The 26275-nt window shown below is 63.9% G+C and carries 20 protein-coding genes; 14 read left to right on the top strand and 6 right to left on the bottom strand.

Features of this window, described 5'->3' with window-relative positions:
• Window positions 1-7: 7 nt before the first annotated feature.
• A complete protein-coding gene (gene dapB, locus LCF60_RS00720) occupies window positions 8-826 on the bottom strand; it encodes a 4-hydroxy-tetrahydrodipicolinate reductase (protein WP_292289087.1) in 819 nt (272 codons plus the stop codon).
• Between the two features lie 84 nt (window positions 827-910).
• On the opposite strand from dapB, the gene rbfA reads away from it, so the two are divergent.
• The 4 genes from rbfA to LCF60_RS00700 all read left to right on the top strand — a co-directional run bounded on the left by rbfA (window position 911) and on the right by LCF60_RS00700 (window position 4226).
• Window positions 911-1306, top strand: coding sequence for a 30S ribosome-binding factor RbfA (gene rbfA, locus LCF60_RS00715; RefSeq protein WP_292289086.1), 396 nt, complete (start codon window positions 911-913; stop codon window positions 1304-1306).
• Window positions 1307-1346: 40 nt separating this feature from the next.
• Window positions 1347-2048, top strand: coding sequence for a phosphodiester glycosidase family protein (locus LCF60_RS00710; RefSeq protein WP_292289171.1), 702 nt, complete (start codon window positions 1347-1349; stop codon window positions 2046-2048).
• Between the two features lie 65 nt (window positions 2049-2113).
• Window positions 2114-3460, top strand: coding sequence for a TldD/PmbA family protein (locus LCF60_RS00705; protein WP_292289085.1), 1347 nt, complete (start codon window positions 2114-2116; stop codon window positions 3458-3460).
• Complete coding sequence (locus tag LCF60_RS00700; protein WP_292289084.1) at window positions 3447-4226, top strand: 3'(2'),5'-bisphosphate nucleotidase CysQ; 780 nt, start codon at window positions 3447-3449, stop codon at window positions 4224-4226. Before LCF60_RS00705 ends, LCF60_RS00700 begins: the two co-directional genes overlap by 14 nt.
• 334 nt (window positions 4227-4560) lie before the next feature.
• Here the strand turns inward: LCF60_RS00700 and LCF60_RS00695 are convergent, their stop codons facing one another.
• Together LCF60_RS00695 and LCF60_RS00690 are read right to left on the bottom strand one after the other, a co-directional pair.
• Window positions 4561-5265: a hypothetical protein gene (locus tag LCF60_RS00695; protein ID WP_292289083.1), complete on the bottom strand. Its 705-nt coding sequence runs from the start codon at window positions 5263-5265 to the stop codon at window positions 4561-4563.
• Window positions 5237-5521, bottom strand: coding sequence for a hypothetical protein (locus LCF60_RS00690; protein WP_292289082.1), 285 nt, complete (start codon window positions 5519-5521; stop codon window positions 5237-5239). Before LCF60_RS00690 ends, LCF60_RS00695 begins: the two co-directional genes overlap by 29 nt.
• A 181-nt stretch (window positions 5522-5702) precedes the next feature.
• Here LCF60_RS00690 and LCF60_RS00685 point away from each other — a divergent pair, with 181 nt between their 5' ends.
• The 7 genes from LCF60_RS00685 (at window position 5703) to infB (ending at window position 17895) form a co-directional block, all read left to right on the top strand.
• Window positions 5703-6194: a hypothetical protein gene (locus tag LCF60_RS00685; RefSeq protein ID WP_292289081.1), complete on the top strand. Its 492-nt coding sequence runs from the start codon at window positions 5703-5705 to the stop codon at window positions 6192-6194.
• Between the two features lie 226 nt (window positions 6195-6420).
• Complete coding sequence (locus tag LCF60_RS00680; RefSeq protein ID WP_292289080.1) at window positions 6421-8181, top strand: autotransporter assembly complex family protein; 1761 nt, start codon at window positions 6421-6423, stop codon at window positions 8179-8181.
• 22 nt (window positions 8182-8203) lie between these two features.
• A complete protein-coding gene (locus LCF60_RS00675; protein ID WP_292289079.1) occupies window positions 8204-12262 on the top strand; it encodes a translocation/assembly module TamB domain-containing protein in 4059 nt (1352 codons plus the stop codon).
• Between the two features lie 265 nt (window positions 12263-12527).
• The gene (gene rimP, locus LCF60_RS00670) at window positions 12528-13097 is read left to right on the top strand and encodes a ribosome maturation factor RimP (RefSeq protein WP_292289078.1); all 570 of its coding nucleotides are present in this window, start codon (window positions 12528-12530) and stop codon (window positions 13095-13097) included.
• Between the two features lie 5 nt (window positions 13098-13102).
• The gene (gene nusA / locus LCF60_RS00665) at window positions 13103-14740 is read left to right on the top strand and encodes a transcription termination factor NusA (protein ID WP_292289077.1); all 1638 of its coding nucleotides are present in this window, start codon (window positions 13103-13105) and stop codon (window positions 14738-14740) included.
• 27 nt (window positions 14741-14767) lie between these two features.
• On the top strand, window positions 14768-15415 hold the full coding sequence (locus LCF60_RS00660) for an RNA-binding protein (RefSeq protein WP_292289076.1): 648 nt from the start codon (window positions 14768-14770) through the stop codon (window positions 15413-15415).
• Window positions 15412-17895 (top strand): translation initiation factor IF-2, encoded by a 2484-nt coding sequence (infB, locus tag LCF60_RS00655; protein ID WP_292289075.1) that lies wholly within the window; start codon window positions 15412-15414, stop codon window positions 17893-17895. Before LCF60_RS00660 ends, infB begins: the two co-directional genes overlap by 4 nt.
• Window positions 17896-18222: 327 nt before the next feature.
• On the opposite strand, the gene mutT is transcribed toward infB, so the two are convergent.
• From mutT to LCF60_RS00640, 3 genes are read right to left on the bottom strand one after another with little or no spacing between them, the layout of a single operon-like run.
• Window positions 18223-18621, bottom strand: coding sequence for an 8-oxo-dGTP diphosphatase MutT (mutT, locus tag LCF60_RS00650; protein WP_292289074.1), 399 nt, complete (start codon window positions 18619-18621; stop codon window positions 18223-18225).
• A gap of 3 nt (window positions 18622-18624) precedes the next feature.
• On the bottom strand, window positions 18625-19854 hold the full coding sequence (gene argJ / locus LCF60_RS00645; RefSeq protein WP_292289073.1) for a bifunctional glutamate N-acetyltransferase/amino-acid acetyltransferase ArgJ: 1230 nt from the start codon (window positions 19852-19854) through the stop codon (window positions 18625-18627).
• A gap of 3 nt (window positions 19855-19857) precedes the next feature.
• The gene (locus LCF60_RS00640; RefSeq protein WP_292289072.1) at window positions 19858-20709 is read right to left on the bottom strand and encodes a peptidylprolyl isomerase; all 852 of its coding nucleotides are present in this window, start codon (window positions 20707-20709) and stop codon (window positions 19858-19860) included.
• Between the two features lie 174 nt (window positions 20710-20883).
• Here LCF60_RS00640 and secA point away from each other — a divergent pair, with 174 nt between their 5' ends.
• The 3 genes from secA to LCF60_RS00625 all read left to right on the top strand — a co-directional run bounded on the left by secA (window position 20884) and on the right by LCF60_RS00625 (window position 26259).
• Window positions 20884-23595, top strand: coding sequence for a preprotein translocase subunit SecA (secA, locus tag LCF60_RS00635; RefSeq protein WP_292289071.1), 2712 nt, complete (start codon window positions 20884-20886; stop codon window positions 23593-23595).
• Between the two features lie 106 nt (window positions 23596-23701).
• Window positions 23702-24664: a translocase gene (locus tag LCF60_RS00630; RefSeq protein ID WP_292289070.1), complete on the top strand. Its 963-nt coding sequence runs from the start codon at window positions 23702-23704 to the stop codon at window positions 24662-24664.
• Between the two features lie 23 nt (window positions 24665-24687).
• The gene (locus tag LCF60_RS00625) at window positions 24688-26259 is read left to right on the top strand and encodes a phosphate ABC transporter substrate-binding/OmpA family protein (RefSeq protein ID WP_292289069.1); all 1572 of its coding nucleotides are present in this window, start codon (window positions 24688-24690) and stop codon (window positions 26257-26259) included.
• Window positions 26260-26275: the final 16 nt, after the last annotated feature.

The raw sequence follows: 26275 nt of genomic DNA, 5'->3' as shown, positions 1-26275 counted from the left end.
CCCCGGATCAGCCGTCGGACAGCCCAAGAACATCGAGCATGTCGTATTCGCCCGGTGCCTTGTCCTGTCCCCAGAGCGCTGCCTTGAGCGCGCCGCGGGCAAAGAGCGCGCGGTCGCTGGCGACATGGCGCAGGATGATACGTTCGCCTGCCGCGGCAAACAGCACGTCATGTTCGCCTACGATATCGCCGCCACGAATGGCACTGAAGCCGATATCGCCACGCTTGCGTGCGCCCGTGATGCCATCCCGCCCCCGATCCGACACATCGCGCAGATCGACGCCGCGCCCTTCGGCAGCGGCCTCGCCCAGCATCAGGGCGGTGCCAGAGGGCGCATCGACCTTCTGGTTGTGGTGATATTCGATCACTTCGATGTCGTAGTCTTCATCGAGCGCTGCGGCGACCTTGCGGGTCAGCATGGTGAGCAGGTTGACACCAAGGCTCATGTTGCCCGCGCGCACCACGACGGCATGGCGTGCGGCGGCCTTGATCTTGGTCAGGTCATCCTCGGACAGACCCGTGGTGCCAATGACATGCACGGCCCGCGCCTGTGCTGCCAGTTCGGCAAAGGCGACGGTTGCGGCAGGTGCGGTGAAGTCGATCACCGCTTGTGCGCGGGCGAAGCAATCAAGCGGGTCATCCGCCACGATCACGCCCACTGGCGCGCCCCCCATCGCTGAACCAACATCCCGGCCGACCCAATCATGGCCTTCGCGTTCGACAGCCCCGGCGAGGTGCATCCTTGGATGTTTGGCAATCTCTGCCACCAGCATCTGCCCCATCCGCCCGGACACTCCGGTGACGACGACCCCGATCTCTTCGCTCATGGCATTCTCCGCAAGTGGATTTTCGCCTGAATAGCGGCTGACCCTCTGCTTGGCAAAGGCCGCCAGACCGCTTATGTGCGGAATATGGCAAAAAACCGATCTCAAAGCTCTGAAGGCCCAAGCCAGCGACAGCTGCGCGTGGGCGAATTGATCCGCCGGACGTTGGCGGATGTGCTGGCGCGTGGGGATATTCACGATCCCGACCTGAACCGATACTCCATCACCGTGGGCGAAGTGCGCACCACGCCCGACCTGCGCATGGCGACCGCCTATGTCGTGCCGCTGGGTGGCAAGGGTCAGGAAGATGTCCTGGAGTTGCTCAACCGCAATCGCGGCGAATTGCGCCGCGCCGTGTCCAAGAACCTCACGTTGAAATTCTCGCCCGAGCTGCGGTTCAAGCTGGACGATACGTTCGACCGGATGGACGACACCCGCCGCATGTTCGAACAGGACGATGTGCGTCGTGATATCGAGAGCTAGGATCGCACTGGCCGCGCTGGGTCTGGTCGCCTTGCCGGCCGTGTCGGCGCAGGCACAGGTGGTCTGCGAAGAACGCAGCTTTGACGGGCTGGCCTATACCGCGTGCGAAGTCGATCCGCGTGTGGACGACCTCCGATTGTTCCTCGATACGCCGTCGGGCGACAAATACGGGCAATTCTCCAAGATTGACGGGGCATTGACCGCTGAGGGCAAGACCCTGGCCTTTGCCATGAATGGCGGGATGTACCACGACGACCGTGCGCCGGTGGGACATTACATCGAAGACGGCCAGGAAATCATGCGCGTGATCCCGAACGCCGGGCCGGGCAATTTCGGGCTCTTGCCCAACGGCGTGTTCTGCATCGGCAAAGGCCGTGCCGATGTGATCGAAACGCTGGCTTACGAGGCCGCGCGGCCCGATTGCCGGTATGCCACGCAGTCGGGACCGATGCTTGTCATTGACGGAGAGTTACACCCACGTTTTTTGCCCGACAGCACATCGCGCCATATTCGCAATGGGGTCGGCACGTCAGGGGATGGCAGGCGCGTGGTGTTCGTGATCTCGGATCAACCGGTCACGTTTCATGAATTCGGGCGCATTTTCCGCGACGATCTCGGGCTGCCGCAGGCGCTTTTCCTGGATGGCAGCGTGTCGCGGTTGCATGCCCCGCAGCTGAACCGATCCGATTTCGGGCGCTGGCTGGGGCCGATTGTGGGTGTGGTTGCCCCTGTCGACCGCTAGCAGGGTTGCGGTGGTACGCCTGCCGCTCTACCTCTCTGCGGCACCAACCACGCACCGGAGTTCCCATGACAGACACGCTTGATGACCTGACGCAACGCCTGTTGCAGCGCGCCAAGGCCGCCGGGGCGGATGCCGCCGATGTGCTGGCAGTTCAGGGAAATTCCATGTCGATCGACGTGCGGGGCGGTGTTCTGGAACAGGCCGAACGGTCGGAATCCACCGACATCGGACTGCGGGTGTTTGTCGGCCAGCGCGTGGCGAACGTGTCATCCTCGGACGTGCGGGAGGAGAGCCTTGCCATCATGGCGGACCGTGCAGTCGCGATGGCGCGGGAGGCGCCGGAAGACCCATATGTGGGCTTGGCAGACCCGGATCAGCTTGCCACGAACCGCGCATCCGAGTGGCTGGAGATGTATGATCCAACACCCGAGCCGTCACCTGCGGACCTGGAGCAGGACGCGCGCAATGCCGAAAGCGCGGCATTGGCGGTAGACGGCATCACGCAGGTTTCGGCGGCGTCGGCGGGCTATGGGTCGCAGGCCATCCACTTGGCGGCAAGCAACGGATTTTCCGGGGGATATCAACGGTCTTCGCGGTCCGTGTCCTGTGTCGCCATCGCCGGGACAGGCACCGGAATGGAACGGGATTACGACGGGGATCAGCGGATTTTCCAAACCGATCTGCGCTCGGCACAGGATATTGGCAAAACCGCGGCCGAGCGCACGGTCGAGCGGATGAACCCGCGCAAACCCAAGACGGGGGCCTACCCCGTGCTGTTCGACGAACGGATTTCGTCGTCGCTGATCGGGCACCTGTTGATGGCGATCAACGGCGCCTCGATTGCGCGGCGGTCTTCCTGGGCACTGGACCTGCTGGGAAAAGAGGTTCTGCCTCAGGGACTTAGCCTGACCGAAGACCCGCATCGCGTGCGGGTCGGCGGATCGCGTCCCTTCGATGCCGAAGGTCTGGCGACACAGAAGCGCGACATCGTCCGCGACGGAGTGTTGACGGGCTGGACGCTTGATCTCGCGACGGCGCGCAAGCTGGGGCTTGATCCGACCGGCAACGCATCGCGCGGCACCACGGGCGGGCCATCGCCCAGCGTATCGAATGTGGTTCTGACTCAGGGGGTTACGGACCGCGCCGGGTTGATCGCTGAGATGGGAACCGGGCTTGTGGTGACGTCGATGATCGGGTCGACGATCAACCCGAACACCGGCGATTATTCGCGGGGGGCGGCGGGTTTCTGGGTCGAGAACGGCGAAGTGGCCTATCCGGTCAGTGGCGTGACGATTGCGGGTAACCTTATTGAAATGTTGAAGAAAATTAGGCCTGCCAATGATGCCCGCCCATGGCTGAGCCGGGTTGTGCCATCGCTTCTGGTTGAAGGGCTGACGCTTGCCGGAGAGTGATCTTGACCTTCTGATCGACGCCGCGCGACAGGCGGGCGAGATTGCCCTGCATCACAAGGCCAAGGGCTTGAATGTAGAGCATAAACCGGATGATGCGGGGCCGGTGACGCAGGCGGATTACGCGGTGGACCTGGCGTTGCGCGATATGCTCAAGGCGGCGCGGCCGGAGTATGGCTGGCTCAGCGAAGAGACGCGCGACACGCCGGACCGTCTGGACAAGAACCGGCTTTTCATCGTCGATCCGATCGACGGGACGCGCAGTTTCATCGCCGGCGAAACAACCTGGGCGCATTCGCTGGCGATGGTCGAAAACGGCGTTGTCTCGGCGGGAGTCGTTTACCTTCCGGAAATGGATTTGCTCTATTCCTCGAGCATCACGCAAGGTGCGTTTTGCAACGGGGAACAGCTAAGTGTTTCTGATGTATTGGAAATTGACGATGCTCGGGTTCTGGCCACCAAGCCGAACATGGACCCCATTCACTGGCGCGATGCCGTGCCCGGCTTTGCCCGGTCGCATCGCCCCTCGCTCGCCTATCGGCTGTGCCTGGTGGCACAAGGGCGCTATGATGCGATGTTGACGCTGCGACCAAGTTGGGAATGGGATATCGCCGCAGGGGCGCTGATCCTGTCAGAGGCCGGGGCGACCGTGACTGACCGGCATGGATATCCGCTGCGATTCAACAACCGGATTCCGCAGACCGCGGGCGTGCTGGGCGCCGGGGCGGAATTGCACGGGCAGATTGCGGAACAGCTGGTCTATCGCTGAGTGAACCGTCCGGTTCGTACGGCTGCGGGGCTGAAACGTACGATTGGCTATGGCATCGCCGCGTCTTTTGTCCAGATGTTGTGGTTTTGGCCTGGCTCCCCCTCACGTCAGTCCGGTGCACCGCAGACCCGTACGGATGCACCCCGCGAGGCGTACGGCTGATCCGTACGGATGCGGGTCAACCGTACGCTTCGGAAAGGTCTCCCGGGCGTGACGGCGAGTCTGCGGATCATCTGCCCGGATGGTCCGGAGATTTGGCAGATTCCGAATGGCCCTCACATTCCGGGATTTCCGCGATCCCGGAACGGATTGCACATCGCGACATCCGGTTGGGTCACAGCACCTCGATCACGTCCTTGTCGATGGCAAGCATGTATCCCCGGCGGGCAATGTTCTTGATCAGCAATTCGCTGACCAGCTGGTTGCCCAACCCGTCGCGCAGGCGCTTGATGCGGGTGGCCCCTGCGGCCTCGTCGCAATCGCTTTCGAGCCGGCCGGAAATGATCGCCTCGATCTGGGCACCGGACAGCAATTCGTCGTCAAGACGGGCCTCGGCGAGAATCGCAATGGTCTCCATCATCGCATCGGTCAGCCTGAACCCCATCGTGTTCAGGTAGACGGTGTTTTCCTCGCGGCTGACGATCAGGGAGTTGACCTGGATGCCAGACCGTTCGATCTGGGCCATGCGGCGGTTCAGCAGGACCAGCATCACCAGAAACACCAAGGCCGCGATCAACATGGCGGTGGCGAAGACCAGCAGAACGAAGATTGTCGTGCGGTAGCCCGCCAGCGTGTCGGAAAAGGCGGTTCCGGACTGGGCGAGGATCTCGAGCAGCTTGACCTCGGCCAGCGAGGTCAGGTTGTCGTTTTCGACAAAAATACGTTCGACCCGGGCGTTGAAGGCGTTGGCGTCGGGCAGCGTGACCACAAGAAAGACACCGGCCAGCAGAAGCAGGGCGACAATCGCGCTGATGCCGATGACGACGATCCGGGTGCCGGAGCGGCGCGCGTCAGTAGCGGAGGAAGTTTGGTCCGGCACTGTCTTTCCTTTCGGCAAGCCCTGTTTCGTCGAAGACCGACACCACATTGAGCAGCGTCCAGCCAGCCTGTTCAAGCCGCGTCTGCAATTGCTGCCGTGCGGATGCGGGGGTGCAGGGCTCGGAGATCTCGGCCACGCCGTAATGCAGGCGCAGCGGCGAATCCTGTTTCGCCTTGTAATCGGCGTAACACGCGGCCTGCGCCGTGGCGGGCAAGGCCAGCACGGCGCAGACCAGAAGGGGGACAATGTGTTTCATGGCGTCAAACTGCGGCGAAGATCGCGGAAATACAATAACGCGGCTGCCGCTATCGGATAACCGGGGGGCGATATTGCCTGACTTTCCCAGGCCGCCCGAGATGGAGGGCACAGGCAGCGGTGTCATGCCCCTGCCCCGAACCACGCCATCGCTGGCTTCAGACAGGGAAAGGAACCCAACCATGTCACGCAGATTCATTGCCGCAGTCCTTGCTGCTTCAACCGCAATCGCCGCGTTCTCGGCCGCCCCTGCGCGGGCTGCCACCGAAGAGGATATCGCGCGGCTTCTGGCCGGGGCCGCCACGATCTTCATCATCGGCAAGGCAATCCAGAACGCGCGGGACGACGACGATGATGACGACCGGCGCAAGGTCGTGACACGGCACGATCCGAAGCCAAAGGTCTACCACCACCAGAGTTCGCCGCCGAAACTCGTTCCGCGTGGCAAACCGCATCGCGACCGGGCCGCGGCGCTTCCGGCGGGTTGTGTCAGGCAGATCGAGGGCGGTCGGGTCAACCGCGTCATCATGGGGCGGTGCCTCGAGCGCAACAACATCAGCGTGCGGTCTCTGCCGAAGGCCTGCCGCATGAATGTGGAGACGCGGCGCGGCACGGCGCGGGCCTATGCCCTGCCCTGCCTGCGGCATCGGGGATATACACTGGCGCGGTACTGAACGCCGCCGGACAGACGGAGCGTCATGGGTCCTTTGACGCTCTGCACCTCGCGCGCATGGTGTCCCCATACCATGCGCGTCTTTTTGCGAAACCTGTCGACACGGCGCGATTGCGCACCAGTTTTCAGGGAACCCGTTTGCGCAAATCGGGTAGGCCCTGTTAGGGTCAGAATGTGAAACACGAGGTTTAGCGGAAATGATCCAACTGAAACGCAGGATGTTGTGCGTGTGTTTGGTGGTCGCCCCGGTCGCAAGCGCAGCACAGGATCTTGACGTCAACCTGTCCCGCGGGGGGGATGACCTGCGCAGCGAGGTCCGGGGGGCGATGTCTCTGGTCGGCTTGCTGGACAGCGAAGACAGCACGCCACAGGCGCTGCTTGCCGCGGCGCAGGCGGATTATGGACGGATCGTTTCCGCGCTTTACGGCAATGGCCGGTTCGGGCCGGTGGTGTCGATCACGATCGACGGGCGCGAGGCGGCCAATATTTCGCCCTTCGATGCGCCGGCGTCGATCGAGCGCATCGCCGTCGACATCGAACCGGGTCCGTGGTTCAAGTTCGGCCGCGCCGAGATCGCGCCGCTTGCACAAGGCACCGAGATTCCCGAAACCTTCCGCGTCGGTGCACGCGCCGGCACCGCCCCGATCCGCGAAGCGACCGAGGCCGGTATCCGGGGCTGGCGCGAGACCGGTCATGCCAAGGCGGAACTGGCCAGTCAGCAGATCACGGCGGACCATCCGGCACAGGAGCTGGATGTTGTTTTGCGGCTGGCTCCGGGTCCGCGCCTGCGCTTCGGCGATATCGTGGTGACCGGCAACGAGGGGGTGCGCCGGACGCGCATCCGTGAAATCGCGGGCATCCCGCAGGGCGAGGTGTTCGACCCCGAGGAGATCACCCAGGCCGAGCGGCGTCTGCGCCAGACGGGGGTCTTCAGTTCGGTGGCGATTTCCGAAGCCGAGACCCCGAACGCGGACGGGTCGCTGGACCTTGCCTTGCAGGTGGCCGAGCAGAAACCGCGCCGGTTCGGCTTTGGCGCCGAACTGTCGACCCAGGATGGCGGCAAGATCAGCGCCTTCTGGCTGCATCGCAACCTGTTCCAGGGGGCGGAGCGGCTGCGGGTCGAAGGCGAAGTGTCGGGCATCGGCATGGATGGCGAGGAAATCGACTACAAGCTGAACCTGACATACGGGCGGCCCGCCACCTTTACGCCGGATACCGAGTTCTACCTGACCGCGACCATCGAACAGCTGAACGAGCCCGGTTTCAGCAGCAACCAGGCCAGCATTTCGTCGGGGCTGACGCATCGGTTTTCCGATGAACTGACAGGCACGTTCGGGCTGGGCTATCGCTATATCGACACGGACGATGCATTCGGCGAACGCACCTTCCAGCTGCTGACGGCGACACTCGGCGCGACCTATGACACGCGCGACAGTACGCTCAACCCGACGGGCGGGTTCTACATCTCGGCCACCGGCACGCCGTTCCTGGGGCTTGACGACACCGAAAGCGGGGTGCGGTTCACGTCGGATGCGCGAGCCTATGCGGGGCTTGGCGCCGAGGACCGGTTCGTTCTGGCCGGGCGGGCGCAGCTCGGGTCGGTCTGGGGGCCGGACATCGAGGACACGGTGCCGGATTACCTGTTCTATTCGGGCGGCGGCGGCACGGTGCGGGGACATGCGTACCAGTCGCTGGGCGTGACCGCGAGCAATGGCGAATTCACCGGCGGGCAGAGCTTTGCCGCGATCTCGGCCGAGCTGCGCGCGACGGTGCGCGAGAATATCGGGCTGGTCGGCTTTTACGATGCCGGGTTCATCACCGAGGAGAGCGGCTTTGCCGGAGACAGCGACTGGCATGCGGGGGCCGGGATCGGCCTGCGCTACAATACCGGGATCGGACCGATCCGGGTGGATGTCGCAACCCCTGTGACCGGCGATGATGCCGGGCAGGAATATCAATTCTACATCGGTATCGGTCAGGCTTTCTGAAATGCGCTTTTTCGCCGCCCTCTTGATCTTTCTCTGGTGGCCGCTGGTCACGTTCGCGCAGGACGACGAGGACCCCGGCTACCTGGCCGGGCTGTTGCAGGACGCGCTGTCGGGCGCCGGGCGCGATGTGCGGATCCGGGGGTTTCAGGGCGCGCTGTCGAGCCAGGCGTCGATCGACCTGCTGGCGATCTCGGACGATCAGGGCGAATGGTTCCGGGCCGAGAACGTGGTGCTGGACTGGAATCGCGCGGCGCTGTTTCGGGGAATCGTCGACGTGACGTCCTTTACCGCCGAGACTGTCGAGTTGTCGCGGCTGCCCGATGCGGGGCCGGAGGTGCCCAGCGCCGAGGCCGAACCGTTCAGCATTCCGGAATTGCCGGTCGAAGTTCGGATCGCGGAATTCGCGCTGCAATCGGTGCAGCTTGGCGCGCCGGTGCTGGGCGAGGAAGCCGCGTTCACGGTCAACGGGTCGGCGACCCTGGCTGGTGGCGGTGTCGACCTGCAGCTTGGCTTGGAGCGCGTGGACGGCAAGCAGGCGCAGATCCAGCTGGCCGCAAGCTATGATCCGTCGTCGCGGCAATTGGCCGTCGACCTGAACGCCGAGGAAGCCGAAGGCGGGCTGGCGGCGACGTTGCTGGGCATTCCCGGCGCGCCCTCCGTGGCGCTGACCGTGACCGGCGAAGGGCCGATCGACGACTTCACCGCCGACATCGCGCTCGCCACGGAAGGCGAGCCGCGCATTACCGGGACGGTGGAGGTTCTGGCGCCGGAAGAGACCGGCGGATTCGACATCCGTGTCGACATCGACGGCGATCCGACACCGCTTTTGACGGAAGAGACCCGCGCGTTCTTTGGTGACGATATCGGGCTGCAGGCGCGGGTGGTGCGTGACGCGTCGGGGCGGACCGAATTGCCCGACTTCACCCTGACCGCGAACGCCCTGTCCCTGACCGGGAGCGCGGTGATTTCGGAAAGCGGATGGCCCGAAACCCTGGATGTGGAGGGTCGTGTCGCCAATCCGGCGGGCGGACCGGTGGTTCTGCCGTTCGGCGGCGGTGACACGCAGGTGTCTTCGGTGACCTTCGACGCCGCGTTGAACGGCGATCTGACCTTCGACGCGCGGCTCGAGGATTTCGAGAACCCGGCGGCGACGCTGGAGGTATTGACGATCACCGGGCGCGGGCAGATCGACCAGCAGAGCTTTTCCGAGGACGGCGAGCTTGGGCTCGACGTCACCTGGGCCGCCGAGGACCTCGCACTGGTGGATCCGGCGCTGGCCGAGGCCGTCGGCACCGACCTGTCCGGCGCGGCACGGGTCGATTACCAGAGCGGTGAGCCGGTGCGGGTGACCGGGCTTGAAGCCAATGGCGAGGATTTCGGGCTGAACGGAACCGCGACCTGGACTGCGGAAGACACGATGCCGCTGACTCTGGACCTGCGGCTGGTGGCACAGGACATCGCACGGTTTTCCGCGCTGGCCGGGCGTGACCTGTCCGGGCGGGTAGACGTCCAGATCGACGGCAGCGTCGCGCCGGTTTCGGGTATGGCCGATATCGTGATCGACGGCACGACGCTTGACCTGACGATCGGGCAGGACGTGGTGGACCGGTTGCTGTCCGGTGTCGGGTCGGCGCGGATCGACGTGCGGCGCGACGAGACCGGCACGACCATCCGCACCGCGCGGGTGGTGACGCCCGCGGCAAATATCGAGGCGGCCGGCAACATCACCAGCGAGGACACCTCGCTGCGCTTTGACGGCGCGATCAGCAATCTCGACCGGGTGTATCCGGGTGAGGCCGCCGGGGCGGCTGTCATCGACGGCGTGGCGATGCTGTCGGGCACGCAGTTGCGCAATCTCGAGCTGACCGCGGACCTGTCGAACCAGAACCAGCCGGTGCGCCTGCCCTTCGCGGGGGGCATGCAGCTTGACAGCGGCGCGGTGGAGATCACCGCCACGGGTGGTGCCGACGGGACATGGGATGCCGAGATCCGGCTGAGCGATCTGGACTCGCCCCAGGTGTCGGCGGGTGTGCTGGAGCTGGTCGGGGATGGCACGATCCAGCAGGCCGAAAGCGGGGCGCTGGTGACGGCCGGAGGCGATCTCAGGGTCGATGGAACACGCCTGCGGCTGGCCGATGCGCGGGTCTCGCAGGCCGTCGGCGCGAACCCGGTGGCGCAGGTGATGTTCGACTGGCAGCAGGAGAACGAACGCCTGACGGTGCAGCGGATTCAGCTTGAGACCGGCGTTCTCGAAGCGACCGGGTCCGCCATGGTGACACAGACGCTGAGCGCGCCAGATGCGCAATTCGCGCTGTCGCTGGTGGCGGACAGCCTTGCACCATTGTCGGGTCTCGCGGGCCAGCCGCTGCGCGGGCAGGCGTCGATCGACGTGGACGGCACCTATGCGGCAAGCGGCGATTTCGATGTGAGCGCCAGCGGACAGGGGTCCGGGCTTGGGATCGGCAACGCCACGGTTGACCAGCTTCTGCGCGGCGTGACGCGGTTTGACGTGAGCGCCACCGGTCAGGACGGCGCCTTGGGCCGCATCTCGGCGGAGGTGCAGAACCCCGAGATCACGGCACGGGTGTCGGGACCGTTGAGCAATCTGGACATCACCGCGCGGTTGGCGAATGTCGGGTTGATCGCGCCGGATTTCCAGGGCGCGCTGGTGGTCGACGGAACGGTGTCGCAGCGCAGCGACGGCTTTGGCGTCGATATCGACCTTGACGGTCCGGGCGGCACGACCCTTGCCATTGACGGGCGTGTGGCCAACGGCGGCACGGCCAATCTCGGGATCGCCGGGTCGGCGCCTCTGGGGCTTGCCAACGTGTTCATCGAACCACGCCGTCTGAACGGGCGGGCCGATCTTGACCTGCGGCTGGCCGGGCCGCTTGGCCTGTCGAGCCTGTCGGGAACGATCACTCCGGTGGGTGCCGAATTCAGCGCGCCGACGTTGGGGATCATCCTGACGCCGATCACCGGGCAGATCCGGCTGGACAATGGCGCGGCACAGATCGGGCTGTCGGCGCAAAGCAATGTCGGTGGTTCGGTCGATGTCAACGGTCGTCTGGGGCTGAGCGGTTTCGACGCCAATCTGACGGCGACGCTCAACCGATTCGGGATCCGCGATCCGGAACTTTATGACACAAGCGTCGACGGCGCGATTTCCCTGAGCGGACCGATCGGGCGCAACCTGTTGATCAGCGGCGATCTGCGGCTGAACGAGACCGAGATCCGGGTTCCGTCGACCGGGATTTCGTCGATCGGGGAGATTCCGCCGATCGACCATCTGGGTGCGACGCGGCCCGTCATGCGGACACTGGACCGTGCCGGACTCACCGGGCGTGGCGAAAACGGTGCGCCGGAGGCACGGCGCGGACCGTCCTCGACCCGGCTTGACCTGACGCTGCGTGCGCCGGGACAGGTCTTCGTGCGCGGCCGCGGGCTCGATGCGGAACTGGCGGGAGAGCTGCGGCTGAGCGGGCCGACCTCGAACATCATTCCACAGGGCGGTTTCGAGCTGGTGCGCGGTCGGCTGGATATCCTCAACCAGCGGTTCATCCTGAATGAGGGGCGCATCCAGCTGAGCGGCAGTTTCAACCCGGTGCTGCGGTTCGTGGCCGAAACCGAGGCCAACGGGATCACCGTGCGGGTGATCCTCGATGGCCCGGCGTCGTCGCCGGATATCAGCTTTACCTCGGAACCGGAGCTGCCGGAGGACGAGGTGCTGGCACAGCTTCTGTTCGGGCGCGACCTGTCGAACCTGTCGGCGTTGCAGGCGCTGGAACTGGCGAATGCGGTGGCGGTGCTGGCCGGGCGCGGCGGCGTCGGTATCCTGTCGCGGCTGCGGGACGGGTTCGGGCTCGATGATCTTGACGTCAGCCAGACCGACGATGGCGGCACGGCGGTGCGCGCGGGCAAGTATATTTCCGACAACGTCTATTCCGACGTGGTTGTGGAAAGCGGCGGGCGGACCGAGATCAACCTGAACCTTGACGTGACCTCGGAAATCACCGCTCGCGGCAGCGTCGACAATACCGGCAATTCGTCGGTGGGCGTGTTTTTCGAACGCGATTACTGAAGGCAGGTGGGCCTGCACGGGCTTTCACGGGGACGCCCGCGCAGATGGCAATGCCGTCGGCGGTGATCGCCACGGGCGTCGGTGCTGCGTGCAGTTTTTGGCGGCGCGGGACGGGTGCTGCATCGCGGCTGAGGAAAGCCCTTGCAGACTCGGGATCAGCGCCATATATGCATCTCAACAGCGGCGTGTTGGCTTAGGTCGGCACCCACCGAATTCTTCAACGGGCCGCGCGCCCGTTTTTTTGTGTCTGGAGTTCTACACGACAATGTCTGACCTGATCGCAAAAGCCGCGATGGACCGACGTCTGGCCGAGATCGTCACCCCTGTCATCGAGGACATGGGTTTCGAGCTTGTGCGCATCCGGTTGATGAGCGGCAAGATGGCCACATTGCAGATCATGGCCGAACGTCCCGAAGGCGGGATCGAGGTGGACGAATGCGCCGCCATCAGCACCGCCGTGAGTGCCACGCTGGACGTCGAGGATCCGATCCTCGACACCTACACGCTGGAAGTGTCATCGCCCGGCATCGACCGGCCTTTGACCCGTCTCAAGGATTTCGAGACATTCGAAGGCTATGAGGCCAAGATCGAAACCTCGGAGATGATCGACGGCCGGAAGCGCTTCAAGGGTGTGCTGGCCGGGGTCGAGGGCGACGAGGTCCTGATCAATATCGAAGAGGGCACGGTTGGCCTCAGGTTCGACTGGCTGTCGGATGCCAAGCTGGTGCTGACGGATGAGCTGATCAAGGAAATGCTGAAGGCGCGCAAGGCCCAAGGCTTTGACGAAAACAATTTTGACGACGTGATCGAGGCCGAAGGGCCCGAAGAGGAGTAACACCGATGGCAATCACCTCCGCCAACCAGTTGGAACTGTTGCAGACCGCCGAAGCGGTGGCGCGCGAAAAGATGATCGACCCCGGTCTGGTCGTCGAAGCGATGGAAGAGAGCCTCGCGCGGGCGGCGAAATCCCGCTACGGCAGCGAGATGGACATCCGCGTGTCGATCGACCGCAAGACCGGCCGCGCGACATTCACCCGCGTGCGCACCGTCGTCGACGAAGACGAGCTTGAGAACTACCAGGCCGAGATGACCGTCGATCAGGCGAAGCAGTACCTGGATGATCCCAAGATCGGGGATACCTTTGTCGAGGAAGTGCCCCCCGTCGAGATGGGACGGATCGCCGCGCAATCGGCCAAGCAGGTGATCCTGCAGAAGGTGCGCGAAGCGGAACGCGACCGTCAGTTCGAGGAATTCAAGGATCGGGCGGGCACCATCATCAACGGTGTGGTCAAGCGCGAGGAATACGGCAACGTCATCGTCGATGTGGGCCGGGGCGAAGGCATCCTGCGCCGCAACGAGAAGATCGGCCGCGAAAGCTATCGCAATGGCGACCGCATCCGCTGCTTCATCAAGGACGTGCGCCGCGAGACCCGCGGTCCGCAGATCTTCCTGAGCCGTACCGCGCCCGAGTTCATGGCCGAGCTGTTCAAGATGGAAGTGCCGGAAATCTATGACGGCATCATCGAGATCAAGGCGGTCGCCCGTGATCCGGGATCGCGCGCCAAGATCGCGGTGATTTCCTATGACGGATCGATCGATCCCGTGGGTGCCTGCGTCGGCATGCGCGGCAGCCGGGTTCAGGCCGTGGTGAACGAGCTTCAGGGCGAAAAGATCGACATCATCCCGTGGAACGAGGACGTGCCGACCTTCCTCGTGAACGCATTGCAGCCCGCCGAGGTGAGCAAGGTGGTTCTGGACGAAGACGCCGAGCGCATCGAGGTCGTGGTCCCGGACGAGCAGCTGTCGCTGGCGATCGGCCGTCGTGGTCAGAACGTGCGTCTCGCGTCGCAGCTGACCGGGCTTGATATCGACATCATGACCGAGGAAGAGGAATCGCAGCGTCGCCAGAAGGAATTCGAAGAGCGCACGCAGCTGTTCATGGACACGCTGGACCTTGACGAGTTCTTCGCGCAGTTGCTGGTGGCCGAAGGGTTCACCACGCTTGAAGAAGTCGCCTATGTCGAGCTGGACGAGCTTCTGGTGATCGACGGCGTCGACGAAGGCACGGCGGCCGAACTTCAGACCCGCGCCCGCGAGAACCTAGAGGCGCAGGCGAAAGCGGCGCTTGAGAACGCACGCGCCCTGGGGGCGGACGACAGCCTGATCGAATTCGAGGGCCTGACGCCGCAGATGGTCGAGGTGCTGGCGAAAGACGGCGTGAAGACGCTCGAGGATTTCGCCACCTGCGCGGATTGGGAACTGGCCGGTGGCTGGACCACGGTGGATGGCGAACGGCACAAGGACGAAGGTCTGCTCGAGCCATTCGAAATGTCGCTGGAAGAGGCGCAGCATCTGGTGATGACCGCGCGCGTCCTTCTGGGCTGGGTCGATCCGACCGAGCTTGAAGACGATGCCGAAGAAGGTGCCGAAGAGGGCGAAGGCGACGATCTTGAAGGTCTGGAAGAAGAGCAGGCCTGACCTGCAAAACTGGGAGCGACGACACACGTGACACGCGGCGGCAAGGACAAGGACCGGGAAAGTGGCCCCGAACGCAAATGCATTGCGACCGGAGAGGTGCGCCCGAAATCCGAATTGATCCGCTTTGTCGTCGGTCCCGACGCCCAGCTTGTTCCCGACCTGGCCGGCAAATTGCCGGGTCGGGGAATTTGGGTCACGGCAGACCGCGCGGCCCTTGAAAAAGCGGTCAAGAAGAACATGTTTGTTCGAGCGGCTCGCACCGACCTGCGCATTTCCGACAGCCTTGTCAGCGATCTTGAGCAGCAGCTTGCGCGCCGTGTTGTCGATCTGATAAGTCTTTGCCGTAAATCTGGCCAAGCCGTTTCAGGCTACGAGAAAGTCAAGGATTCCCTGTCCAAGGAAATCGCCGAGGTGCTGCTTCAGGCCGAAGACGGGTCGAGCCGCGGGAAGTCCAAGCTCAGTACTCCGCATTACGGCCACTACATCGGATGGTTGACGGCAGATGAGCTTGGAATGGCGTTTGGGCGACAAACTGTGATACACGCCGCGCTTGGTGCTGGTGGACTCACGCAACGTGTTGTAGAGGAAGCCCAAAGATTGAAGGGCTTTCGCATCGGAACGTCTGATGCAAAGACAGCGGCAGGGGCTGCTGGGAAGGAAAAAAGAGCTAAATGAGCGATAACGACGGCAAAAAGACTTTGGGTTTGCGCGGCGGTCCCCGATCCGGGAACGTGAAGCAAAGCTTCAGCCACGGACGCACCAAAAACGTCGTGGTGGAGACCAAGCGCAAGCGCGTGGTGGTGCCGAAATCCGGCGCATCGAAACCTGCATCTGGCGGGTCTTCCGGTGGTGGGACCCCTTCCGCGGGCAGCAAGCGTCCGGCAGGCATTTCCGACGCGGAGATGGAGCGCCGTCTGAAGGCGCTACAGGCTGCGAAGGCCCGTGAAAGCGAAGAAGCGGCCCAGCGCGAGGCCGAGGAAAAGGCACGCGCTGAAGAGCGTGAGCGGATGCGTGCCGAAAAGGAGGCCAAGGAGCGCGAACAGCGCGAGGCCGAGGAACGTGCCCGGCAGAAGGCCGACGACGAGGAACGCAAGGCGCGCGAAGCGGCAGAGGCGGCCAAGCAGGCCGCAGCTGCGCCGGTCGAGCCGGCTGCCGCGCGTCAGCCCTCGGGTGGCCCCAAGCCGTCGCAGACCCCGGCCCGCAAGGTCGAGAAAGATCGCGACGATCGCGGTCGTCGCAAGGGTGATGACAGTGGTCGCCGGTCCGGCAAGCTGACGCTGAACCAGGCGCTTGGTGGCGAAGGTGGACGTCAGAAGTCCATGGCCGCGATGAAGCGCAAGCAGGAGCGTGCGCGCCAGAAAGCCATGGGCGGAAGCCAGCCGCGCGAAAAGGTCGTGCGCGACGTCAAGCTGCCCGAGGCGATCACCGTGGCCGAACTGGCCAACCGGATGGCCGAACGCGTGGGCGATGTCGTCAAGGCGCTGATGAACAACGGCATCATGGCGACGCAGAACCAGTCGATCGATGCCGATACCGCCGAGCTGATCATCGAGGAATTCGGCCACACGCTCACACGCGTGTCCGATGCCGACGTGGAGGACGTGATCAAGGAAGTCGCGGATGCGGAAAGCGATCTGCTGCCGCGCCCGCCGGTCATCACGATCATGGGACACGTCGACCACGGCAAGACTTCGTTGCTGGATGCGATCCGCGATGCCAACGTCACCTCTGGCGAGGCGGGCGGGATCACGCAGCATATCGGCGCCTACCAGGTGACCACCAAGGACGGGGCGGTTCTGTCCTTCCTCGACACTCCGGGCCACGCGGCGTTCACGTCGATGCGGTCGCGCGGTGCCCAGGTGACGGATATCGTCGTGCTGGTGGTTGCGGCGGATGACGCCGTGATGCCGCAGACCATCGAAGCCATTGCGCATGCCAAGGCGGCCAAGGTTCCGATGATCGTGGCGATCAACAAGGTCGACAAGCCAAGTGCCAACCCGACCAAGGTGCGCACCGACCTGCTGCAACACGAGGTTGTCGTGGAGCAGATGTCGGGCGACGTGCAGGACGTCGAAGTGTCGGCCGTGACCGGCAAGGGCCTGCCCGAACTGCTGGAAGCGATCGCGTTGCAGGCCGAGATCCTGGAACTCAAGGCGAACCCGAACCGGGCCGCCATGGGGGCCGTGATCGAAGCGCAGCTGGACGTGGGCCGTGGCCCCGTGGCGACGGTTCTGGTTCAGAACGGCACGCTGCGTCAGGGCGATATCTTTGTCGTCGGCGAGCAGTACGGCAAGGTCCGTGCGCTGATCAACGACAAGGGCGAACGCGTCAAGGAAGCGGGACCGTCGGTGCCTGTCGAGGTCCTGGGCCTGAACGGCACTCCCGAGGCCGGTGACGTCCTGAACGTGACAGAGACCGAAGCGCAGGCCCGCGAGATTGCGGAATACCGCGCCAATGTCGCCAAGGAAAAGCGCGCGGCAGCGGGTGCGGCGACGACGCTGGAACAGCTGATGCAGAAGGCCAAGGAAGACGAGAACGTCTCGGAACTTCCGATCCTGGTCAAGGCGGATGTGCAGGGCTCGGCCGAAGCCATCGTTCAGGCGATGGAGAAGATCGGCAACGACGAAGTGCGCGTGCGGGTTCTGCATTCCGGCGTGGGCGCGATCACCGAAACCGATATCGGCCTGGCCGAAGCGTCGGGGGCTCCGGTCTTTGGGTTCAACGTGCGGGCCAATACGTCGGCCCGGAACACCGCCAACCAGAAGGGCGTGGAAATCCGCTATTACAGCGTGATCTACGATCTTGTGGACGACGTCAAAGCAGCGGCCTCGGGCCTGCTCAGCGCCGAGATCAAGGAGACCTTCATCGGCTATGCCGAGATCAAGGACGTCTTCAAGGTGTCGAACGTGGGCAAGGTTGCCGGCTGTCTGGTCACCGAAGGCATCGCCCGCCGCAGCGCCGGTGTGCGCCTGCTGCGCGACAACGTGGTGATCCACGAAGGCACGCTGAAGACCCTCAAGCGCTTCAAGGACGAAGTGTCCGAGGTGCAGTCGGGCCAGGAATGCGGCATGGCCTTCGAGAACTACGAAGACATCCGTCAAGGCGACGTGATCGAGATCTTCGAGCGCACGGAAGTCGAACGCGCGCTGGACTGAGCCCCCCACCGGGCACAGACCACAGGAAACAGAAAAGGGCAGCGGTGACGCTGCCCTTTTTCATTTTGCCATCGCGTAAGTGGTTTACGCGGATTTCAGGACTGGCAAACCCGTGAAGATTCGATTCCCGACACGGACGCAGATCCGCCCGTCAGGCAGGCTTCTTTCCAGAATCCCCTGCACGGACATACAGCTTCCGATGATGATTGTTTTCAACATGCCAAATCTCCCCCAAGTTTTGACTGGCCCTGAATACGGCGTCGCGAAAATCTTTGCCACAAAAAAACTGCGGTGCGGCACAGCTAATGCACGAATGTTGTACCCGGGTCAGAGCCAGTCGCGCAGAATCGGTATCAGGGGCACGTCCGCCGGTGGCATGGGGTAGTCCCTGAGCTGGTTGGCACGCACCCACTTGAGCGCCTGCCCCTCTTTCGATTCGGGAGTGCCTTTCCATTTGCGGCAGGCAAAGAGCGGCATCAGCAGGTGGAATGTCTCGTAGCTGTGCGAGGCAAAGGTGAGCGGGGCAAGGCAGCTTTCCCAAGTGTCGATGCCCAGCTCTTCCTGCAATTCGCGGATCAGCGCCTGTTCGGGGGTTTCGGTCGATTCGACCTTGCCACCGGGGAATTCCCACAGGCCCGCCATGGATTTGCCTTCGGGACGTTGCGCCAGAAGGATGCGGCCGTCGGGGTCGATGAGGGCGACGGCGGAAACCAGCACGATATTCATCAGTTACGACCGGTAGTCGGCGTTGATCGTGATGTAACCATGCGTCAGGTCACAGGTCCAGACCGTGGCGGCGCCTGTTCCCATACCCAGGTCGACCGTCATGTCGATTTCCTGCTGCTGCATGATCGCGGCGCCCTGCTCTTCGCGGTAGTCGGGGTCGACCCAGCCATTCCGGGCGACCTGCACATCGCCGAAGGAAATGCTCAGCGTGTCGCGGTCGGCGGGGGCACCGGATTTGCCGATCGCCATGACGACGCGGCCCCAGTTCGGATCCTCGCCCGCGATGGCGGTTTTGACCAACGGCGAGTTTGCGATGGACATGGCGTGTGTCTTGGCATCGGCGTCGTTCAAGGCCCCGGTGACGGTGATCTGCACGAACTTGGTCGCGCCTTCGCCGTCGCGCACGACCTGATGCGCGAGGTCCTGCATGACGTGGTGCAGCCCGTCGCGGAAGGCGGTGTCACTTGCGGTGACGGACACGCCGGATGCGCCGGTCGCGCCGACCAGAAGCGTGTCGGAGGTGGAGGTGTCGCTGTCGACGGTGATGCTGTTGAAGGTCTTTTCGTTCAGGTCCGAGACCAGCGTTTGCAGGTCGGCCTGCGCGATCTTCGCATCGGTAAAGATGTAGACCAGCATCGTTGCCATGTCGGGCGCGATCATGCCCGAGCCCTTGGCGATGCCCGCGATCGTCACGGTTCCGCCCGGCAGATCGACGCTGGTGGTCGCGCCCTTTGGGAATGTGTCGGTGGTCATGATCGCCTTGGCGGCGGAGGCCAGCGCGTCGGCGTCGAGGCTGTCGTAGAGGTCCTGCACCTTGGCCTTGATCCGGTCATGCGGAAGGCGTTCGCCGATCACGCCGGTGGAACTTGTGAAGACGCGGGTGGCAGGCAATCCGGTGACGCGGGCGACCTCGGCGCAGATTGCCTGCACCGACTCTTCCCCGGCCTTGCCGGTGAAGGCGTTGGAATTGCCCGAATTGACGATGATTGCCGCACCGGTCTCGTCCCCCAGCCGGATCTTCGACTGGCAGTCCAGCACGTTGGCCGAGCGCGTCGCGGATTTGGTGAAGGCCCCCGCGACGCGGCTTCCCGGATCGAGAACGGCCAGCATCACGTCGGTGCGCCCGGCATATTTCACGCCCGCCGCAGCGGTTGCGAAACGCGCGCCCTTGATGGCGGGCAGGTCCGGAAACTGCTTTGGCGCCAGGGGCGATACCGATGTGATCTTGGCCAAGGGTCAGTCCTCCAGGAGATCGAGATTGCTGAGGACGGACGTGTCGACCTCTTCCGGGCCGGTCCGCGTGACGTCGGCGGAACTGGTCAGATCCTCGATCGTCTGGGTGACGACCTCTTGGCTGAGCGCATTTTCGATTTCCGCGCGCACGGCTTCAAGCTCGGGTGCCTGCTGGGTGCGCTTTTCGTTCAGCTTGATGACGTGCCAGCCGAACTGGGTCTCGACAGGTTCGGACAGCTCACCAACCTCGAGATCTTCGACGGCGGTCTGGAATTCCGGAACCATCATGCCCGCGCTGAACCAGCCAAGCTGACCACCATTGGGGCCGGACGGGCCGGTCGATTCCGCGGCTGCAACCTCGGCGAAATCCGCGCCGCCCTCGAGGACTTCGATGATTTCGGCGGCTTCATCCTGCGATCCGACCAGGATATGTGACGCGTTGTATTCCTCGGTGGCTTCGCCTTCGACATAGTTGGCGTTGTAGTAGTCCTGGATGGCCTCATCCGTCACGGCGTCATCGACGATGCCTTCGATGACCTGGGCGGCCAGAAGAGCGCGCCGTTCATTGTCGAGCGCGAGCTCGATCCGGCGGGTTTCTTCGGCTGCGTCCTGCTGGCTGAGAACGGTCTGCTGCACGATCTGGTCGAGAATGCCGTCCCACAGGACTTCGTCGGGAAGCTGCTGGTACTGGTCCGGCAGCGACGCCCGCACCATCAGCATGTGACCCAGCGTGATCTCTGTGCCGTTGACCGTGGCCACCACGGAGTCGGCACTCAGCGTGTCCTGCGCCTGAACCGGAAGAGCCAGCATCAGGGCGAACGCGCCTGCAGACATTTTCGTGATGAGATTCGTCATGTTTGTTCCTTCCAGAGCCGCCCGCGCAACGGGGCGACATTGACAGTGTATTTCCCTGACCTTACATCGCCACAAGGCTCTGCAAGGCCAGTCGTTCCCCTGTGACATATGGGCTGTGTGCGAGGCGGGCAAGCAGATGCCGCACACGAAGATGTCAAAGCTGAAAGTGAGTGCATGCTGGGATTAGGTAAAGTCGCGCGCAAGGTGTTCGGAACGCCGAACGACCGCAAGGTGAAGGCGACACGCCCGCTGGTCGAAAAGATCAACGCACTCGAGGCGGAGTTCGAAAAGCTGGACGATGCCCAGCTGATCGAAAAGACGGCAGAACTCAAGGCGCGCCACACCAAGGGCGAAACGCTTGACGACCTGCTGCCCGAGGCATTCGCCAATTGCCGCGAAGCCGCCAAGCGCGCGCTGGGTCTGCGGGCCTTCGACGTGCAGTTGATGGGCGGGATCTTCCTGCACCAGGGCAATATCTCGGAAATGAAGACCGGCGAAGGCAAGACGCTGGTCGCGACTTTCCCGGCCTATCTGAACGCGCTCACCGGGCGCGGCGTGCATATCGTGACGGTCAACGATTACCTCGCCAAGCGCGACAGCGAATGGATGAGCAAGGTCTATGGCGCGCTTGGTCTGAGCACCGGCGTCGTCTATCCGCGGCAGCCGGATGCGGAAAAGCAGGCCGCCTATGCCAGCGACATCACCTATGCGACGAACAACGAACTGGGCTTCGATTACCTGCGCGACAACATGAAATCCGAGCTGAACCAGATGTATCAGCGCGACCATTTCTTCGCCATCGTGGACGAGGTCGATTCGATCCTGATCGACGAGGCGCGGACCCCGCTGATCATCTCGGGACCGGCGCAGGACCGCAGCGAGCTTTACGTCGCCATCGACAAGGTCATTCCGTCATTGACGGAAGAGCATTACTCGCTGGATGAAAAGACCCGCAACGTGACCTTCACCGACGAGGGTAACGAGTTTCTCGAGCAGACGCTGCTTGAGCTGGGTCAGCTTCCCGAGGGGCAGTCGCTCTATGACCCCGAAAGCACCACGCTGATCCACCATGTCAACCAGGGCCTGCGGGCGCACAAACTGTTCCAGCGGGACAAGGACTATATCGTCCGCGACGGCGAGGTCGTGCTGATCGACGAATTCACCGGGCGGATGATGCAGGGGCGCCGTCTGTCCGAAGGGTTGCACCAGGCGATCGAGGCCAAGGAAGGCTGCAAGATCCAGCCCGAGAACGTGACGCTCGCCAGCGTGACGTTCCAGAACTATTTCCGGCTTTACGAAAAGCTGTCGGGCATGACCGGGACGGCGGTGACCGAGGCTGCGGAATTCGCCGAGATCTATGGCCTTGGCGTGGTCGAAGTGCCGACCAACCGCACCATCGCGCGGATCGACGAGGACGATAAGGTCTACCGCACGGCGCAGGAAAAATACGACGCCATCGTCGCCGAGATCAAGGCGGCGCATGAGAAGGGCCAGCCGGTCCTCGTCGGCACCACGTCGATCGAAAAATCCGAGATGTTGAGCCAGCTTCTGACCCAGGCGGGACTGAAGCACAACGTTCTGAACGCACGCCAGCACGAGCAGGAAGCGCAGATCGTGGCGGATGCCGGCAAGCTGGGCGCGGTGACCATCGCGACGAACATGGCTGGCCGGGGCACCGACATCAAGCTTGGCGGCAATGTCGAGTTCAAGATCATGGAGGCGATTGCCGCTGATCCCGAAGCCGATCCGGAAGAGATTCGCGCGCGGATCGAACACGAGCACGAGGCCGACGAAAAGGCCGTGATCGAGGCCGGGGGCCTCTATGTGCTGGCCACCGAACGGCACGAAAGCCGCCGCATCGACAACCAGCTGCGCGGCCGGTCGGGGCGTCAGGGCGATCCGGGACGGTCGTCGTTCTTCCTGTCGCTGGACGATGACCTGATGCGGATCTTCGGGTCCGAGCGTCTGGACAAGGTGCTGTCGACGCTGGGCATGAAGGAAGGCGAGGCGATCGTGCACCCGTGGGTGAACAAGTCGCTGGAGCGCGCCCAGGCCAAGGTCGAGGGTCGTAACTTCGACATCCGCAAGCAGCTTCTGAAATTCGACGACGTGATGAATGACCAGCGCAAGGTGATCTTCAGCCAGCGCCGCGAGATCATGGAAGCGCAGGACCTGTCCGACATCACGCAGGACATGCGCCACCAGGTGATCGACGATCTGGTCCACACCCATATTCCGCCCAAGAGCTATGCCGATCAGTGGGACACCGACGGTCTTCAGACCGCGGTCAAGGACCAGATCGGCGTGGACGCGCCGGTTGTGGCATGGGGCGACGAGGAAGGTGTCGATGCCGATCTGATCCGCGAGCGCCTCGAAGAGGCGTCGGACGACATGATGGCGAAGAAGGCCGAAGCCTTTGGTCCCGACACGATGCGCCAGATCGAAAAGCAGGTGCTGCTTCAGACCATCGACAGCAAATGGCGCGAACATCTGCTGACGCTCGAACATCTGCGGTCTGTCGTGGGGTTCCGGGGCTATGCCCAGCGCGACCCGCTGAACGAATACAAGTCCGAGGCGTTTCAGCTGTTCGAATCGATGCTCGACAGCCTGCGCGAAGATGTCAGTAAACAGCTTGGCCAGGTCCGTCCGATGTCGGAAGAAGAACAGAAGGCCATGTTGCAGCAGCTGGCCGCCCAGCAGGCCGCGATGTCGAAGGCGGCAGAAACGGCCACCGCCGAGGAAGGCCCGGCGCCCGGGCATCCCGAAGCGGCCGCAGAGGGCTTTGACGAGGCCGATCCGACGACATGGGGCAACCCCGGTCGCAACGATCCGTGCCCCTGTGGATCGGGCAAGAAATTCAAGCATTGCCATGGCCGGCTGGCATAAGGCGGAACCGACACAAAGCGGACGCAAAGTGGTCCAATCCGCGCCCTAGCCCCACCAGAATCCTCTGGCAGACACACCGATGCAGCCAACGCATCGGGAGTCTGCCATGGACCGCAAAGCATCCATCCTTGTCGCCGCCGGAACACTGTGCGCAGCGCTTGGGATCGGGGCCGTCATGCAGTACGGACCTTGGTCCGGATCACCGCAAAGGGTTGAAGGGCCGCTGACGTTTTCCGATGTTCAGGAAGTCTCGTCCTCGCCACGCGTCGAGATCCCGCAGGACCGTCCGATGACGGAGCCGCTTCCGGGATCCGTGGTCAGCAACGCCTTCACGTCGGAGGAAGACACCCCGATCGAGCTTCCGACCGCGCCGGCAGAAACCGGCTTTGACTGCGAGATCGACATGACCGCGACCCCGGTCGCGGGCGCGATGATGTCGGTGACGCTCAACGCGCCGTGCCACGGCAGCGAACGGGTGACGTTGCATCACAACGGGCTGATGTTCACCGAGATGATGCAGCCGGATGGCAGCCTGACGCTGGAGGTGCCCGCCCTGGCCGAAGATGCGCTTGTCATCGCGTCCTTCTTGGATGGCGCGGGCGCGTTGGCCCATGCGACCGTGACGTCGGTTCCGTTTTATGACCGCGTCGCGATCCAGTGGCGCGGCGATGCAGGGCTGCAACTGCACGCCCGCGAATTCGATGCGCAGTATTTCTCGGAAGGCCATGTCTGGCAGGGTGCGGCCGAAGACCCCGCGCATGCCGCAACCGGTGAGGGTGGCTTCCTGACGCGCCTCGGGACGACGGATGCACCCGGCGCGCTTCTGGCCGAGGTATATACCTTTCCATCCGGCATGACCGACACGTCCGGCACCGTGGCCCTGACCGTCGAGGCGGAAATCCTGGCGACGAATTGCGAACAGGTCGTCGAGGCGCAGACTCTCGAGTTGCGCAACGGCAAGCCGCTTGTGTCGAAGGAATTGACCGTCGACATTCCCGGCTGCGACGCCGTGGGCGATTTCCTGATGTTGAAAAATATTGTCGAAGACCTGACAATCGCCGCAAACTAGGCGAGCGGGCTGAAGGCTTTTTCATGCGACATCTTCGTGCGGTGCTTTGGGCCGCACTTTTCCTTGCGTTTACCGGAGCCTCGGCCTCGGCGGATGACGTCACGCTGCGGTCGCGCGATGGCGCGATCGAGCTGTCGGGCACACTTCTTGGTTTTGACGGCGAGTTTTACCGGGTCGAGACCCGGTATGGCGAACTGACCGTCGACGGGTCGGGCGTGCTTTGCGAGGGGCCGGGATGCCCGTCGCTGACCGATTACGTCGCCGAGCTTTCGATCTCCGGCTCCTCGACCATCGGCGAGGTGCTGATACCCGCGCTGGTCGAGGGGTTCGCGCTTCAGAATGGGCTGACCGCAGAAAGGCTGAAGGACGACGAGACGCATTTCACCTATGTGCTGAGCCAGCCCGCGACCGGGACGGACCCGGCGACGGTGGTTGGCCGCTTCCGGTTCCGCGTGTCCAGCACCGATGAGGGCTTTGCCGATCTTCTGGCTGACGAGGCCGATCTGGTCATGGCGCTGCGCGAGATCCGGCCCGGCGAACTGGCGCTGGCGCGCGAGGTCGGGCTGGGTGAGCTGGATGACGTGAACCGGAGCCGTGTGCTGGCGCTGGATGCGATGACGGTGATCGTGTCGCCGACCAACCCGGTCTCGGCCCTGTCGGTGTCGGACCTCGCGCGCGTGCTGTCCGGCGAGATCGCTAATTGGCGCACGCTGGGTGGACCGGATGCGCCGATCTCGGTCCATCTGCGCGACGCGCAATCCGGCATCGCCCAGGCGGTCGAGGACCGGGTGCTGCGGCCTGCCCGGCTGGCGCTGATGGAGAGTGTCACCCGCCATGCCGACAACGCGTCCCTGTCGCGGGCGGTGGCGCGGGATCAGCTTGCCATCGGTGTGGCCAGCTTTTCGGAGATCGGCAACAGCAAGGCGCTTGCGCTGAGCGGTCCGTGCGGGTTTCAGCTTCGGGCCAACCGGCTGACGATCAAGACCGAGGATTACCCGCTGACCGCGCCGATGTTCCTGTACATTCCGGCGCGTCGGCTGCCCAAGCTGGCGCGCGAGTTTCTGACCTACACGCGGACCGGACCGGCGCAGATCATCACGCGGCGGGCCGGGTTCGTGGATCAGGCGCCAGAAGAGATCGCGTTAAACGCGCAGGGCGATCGCGTTGCCAACGCCGTCGCGGTGGCCGAGGGAGACCCCGGTCTGGATGCGCTCAAGCGGATGGTTGAGACGCTGTCGCCCCGACGCCGCCTGTCGACGTCGTTCCGGTTCGAACCGGGCGCGGCGCGGCTGGACGCGCAATCGCGGTCGAATGTGCAGCACCTTGCCGGCGCCATGGAGGCCGGGATCTATGACGGGCGGGACATGGTGTTCGTCGGGTTTTCCGATGGCGTCGGCCCGGCCGAGGGAAATCAGCGGATCGCCCTGCAACGCGCGCAGGCGGTCAAGCAGGCGGTCGAAGCGGCAGTCGAGGCATCGAGCCTGTCCCAGGTGCGGCTGTCCACCGATGCGTTCGGAGAGGCGATGCCGATGGCCTGCGACGACACGCGATGGGGCCGCCAGGTCAATCGGCGGGTCGAGGTGTGGGTACGGTAGTGCCCGGCGAGGCAAT

The sequence above is a fragment of the Marivita sp. genome (genome assembly GCF_020055635.1).
In the GTDB taxonomy this organism is placed as follows: domain Bacteria; phylum Pseudomonadota; class Alphaproteobacteria; order Rhodobacterales; family Rhodobacteraceae; genus Marivita.
The sequence above is the reverse complement of the archived record's forward strand: the minus strand, read 5'-3'. Positions and strand labels throughout refer to the sequence as shown.

Coding starts and splice junctions, on each gene's coding strand:
- dapB (WP_292289087.1), bottom strand. CDS start 826: ATGAGCGAAGAGATCGGGGTCGTCGTCACCGGAGTGTCCGGGCGGATG.
- rbfA (WP_292289086.1), top strand. CDS start 911: ATGGCAAAAAACCGATCTCAAAGCTCTGAAGGCCCAAGCCAGCGACAG.
- LCF60_RS00705 (WP_292289085.1), top strand. CDS start 2,114: ATGACAGACACGCTTGATGACCTGACGCAACGCCTGTTGCAGCGCGCC.
- LCF60_RS00690 (WP_292289082.1), bottom strand. CDS start 5,521: ATGAAACACATTGTCCCCCTTCTGGTCTGCGCCGTGCTGGCCTTGCCC.
- LCF60_RS00685 (WP_292289081.1), top strand. CDS start 5,703: ATGTCACGCAGATTCATTGCCGCAGTCCTTGCTGCTTCAACCGCAATC.
- rimP (WP_292289078.1), top strand. CDS start 12,528: ATGTCTGACCTGATCGCAAAAGCCGCGATGGACCGACGTCTGGCCGAG.
- nusA (WP_292289077.1), top strand. CDS start 13,103: ATGGCAATCACCTCCGCCAACCAGTTGGAACTGTTGCAGACCGCCGAA.
- infB (WP_292289075.1), top strand. CDS start 15,412: ATGAGCGATAACGACGGCAAAAAGACTTTGGGTTTGCGCGGCGGTCCC.
- mutT (WP_292289074.1), bottom strand. CDS start 18,621: ATGAATATCGTGCTGGTTTCCGCCGTCGCCCTCATCGACCCCGACGGC.
- LCF60_RS00640 (WP_292289072.1), bottom strand. CDS start 20,709: ATGACGAATCTCATCACGAAAATGTCTGCAGGCGCGTTCGCCCTGATG.
- secA (WP_292289071.1), top strand. CDS start 20,884: ATGCTGGGATTAGGTAAAGTCGCGCGCAAGGTGTTCGGAACGCCGAAC.
- LCF60_RS00630 (WP_292289070.1), top strand. CDS start 23,702: ATGGACCGCAAAGCATCCATCCTTGTCGCCGCCGGAACACTGTGCGCA.
- LCF60_RS00625 (WP_292289069.1), top strand. CDS start 24,688: ATGCGACATCTTCGTGCGGTGCTTTGGGCCGCACTTTTCCTTGCGTTT.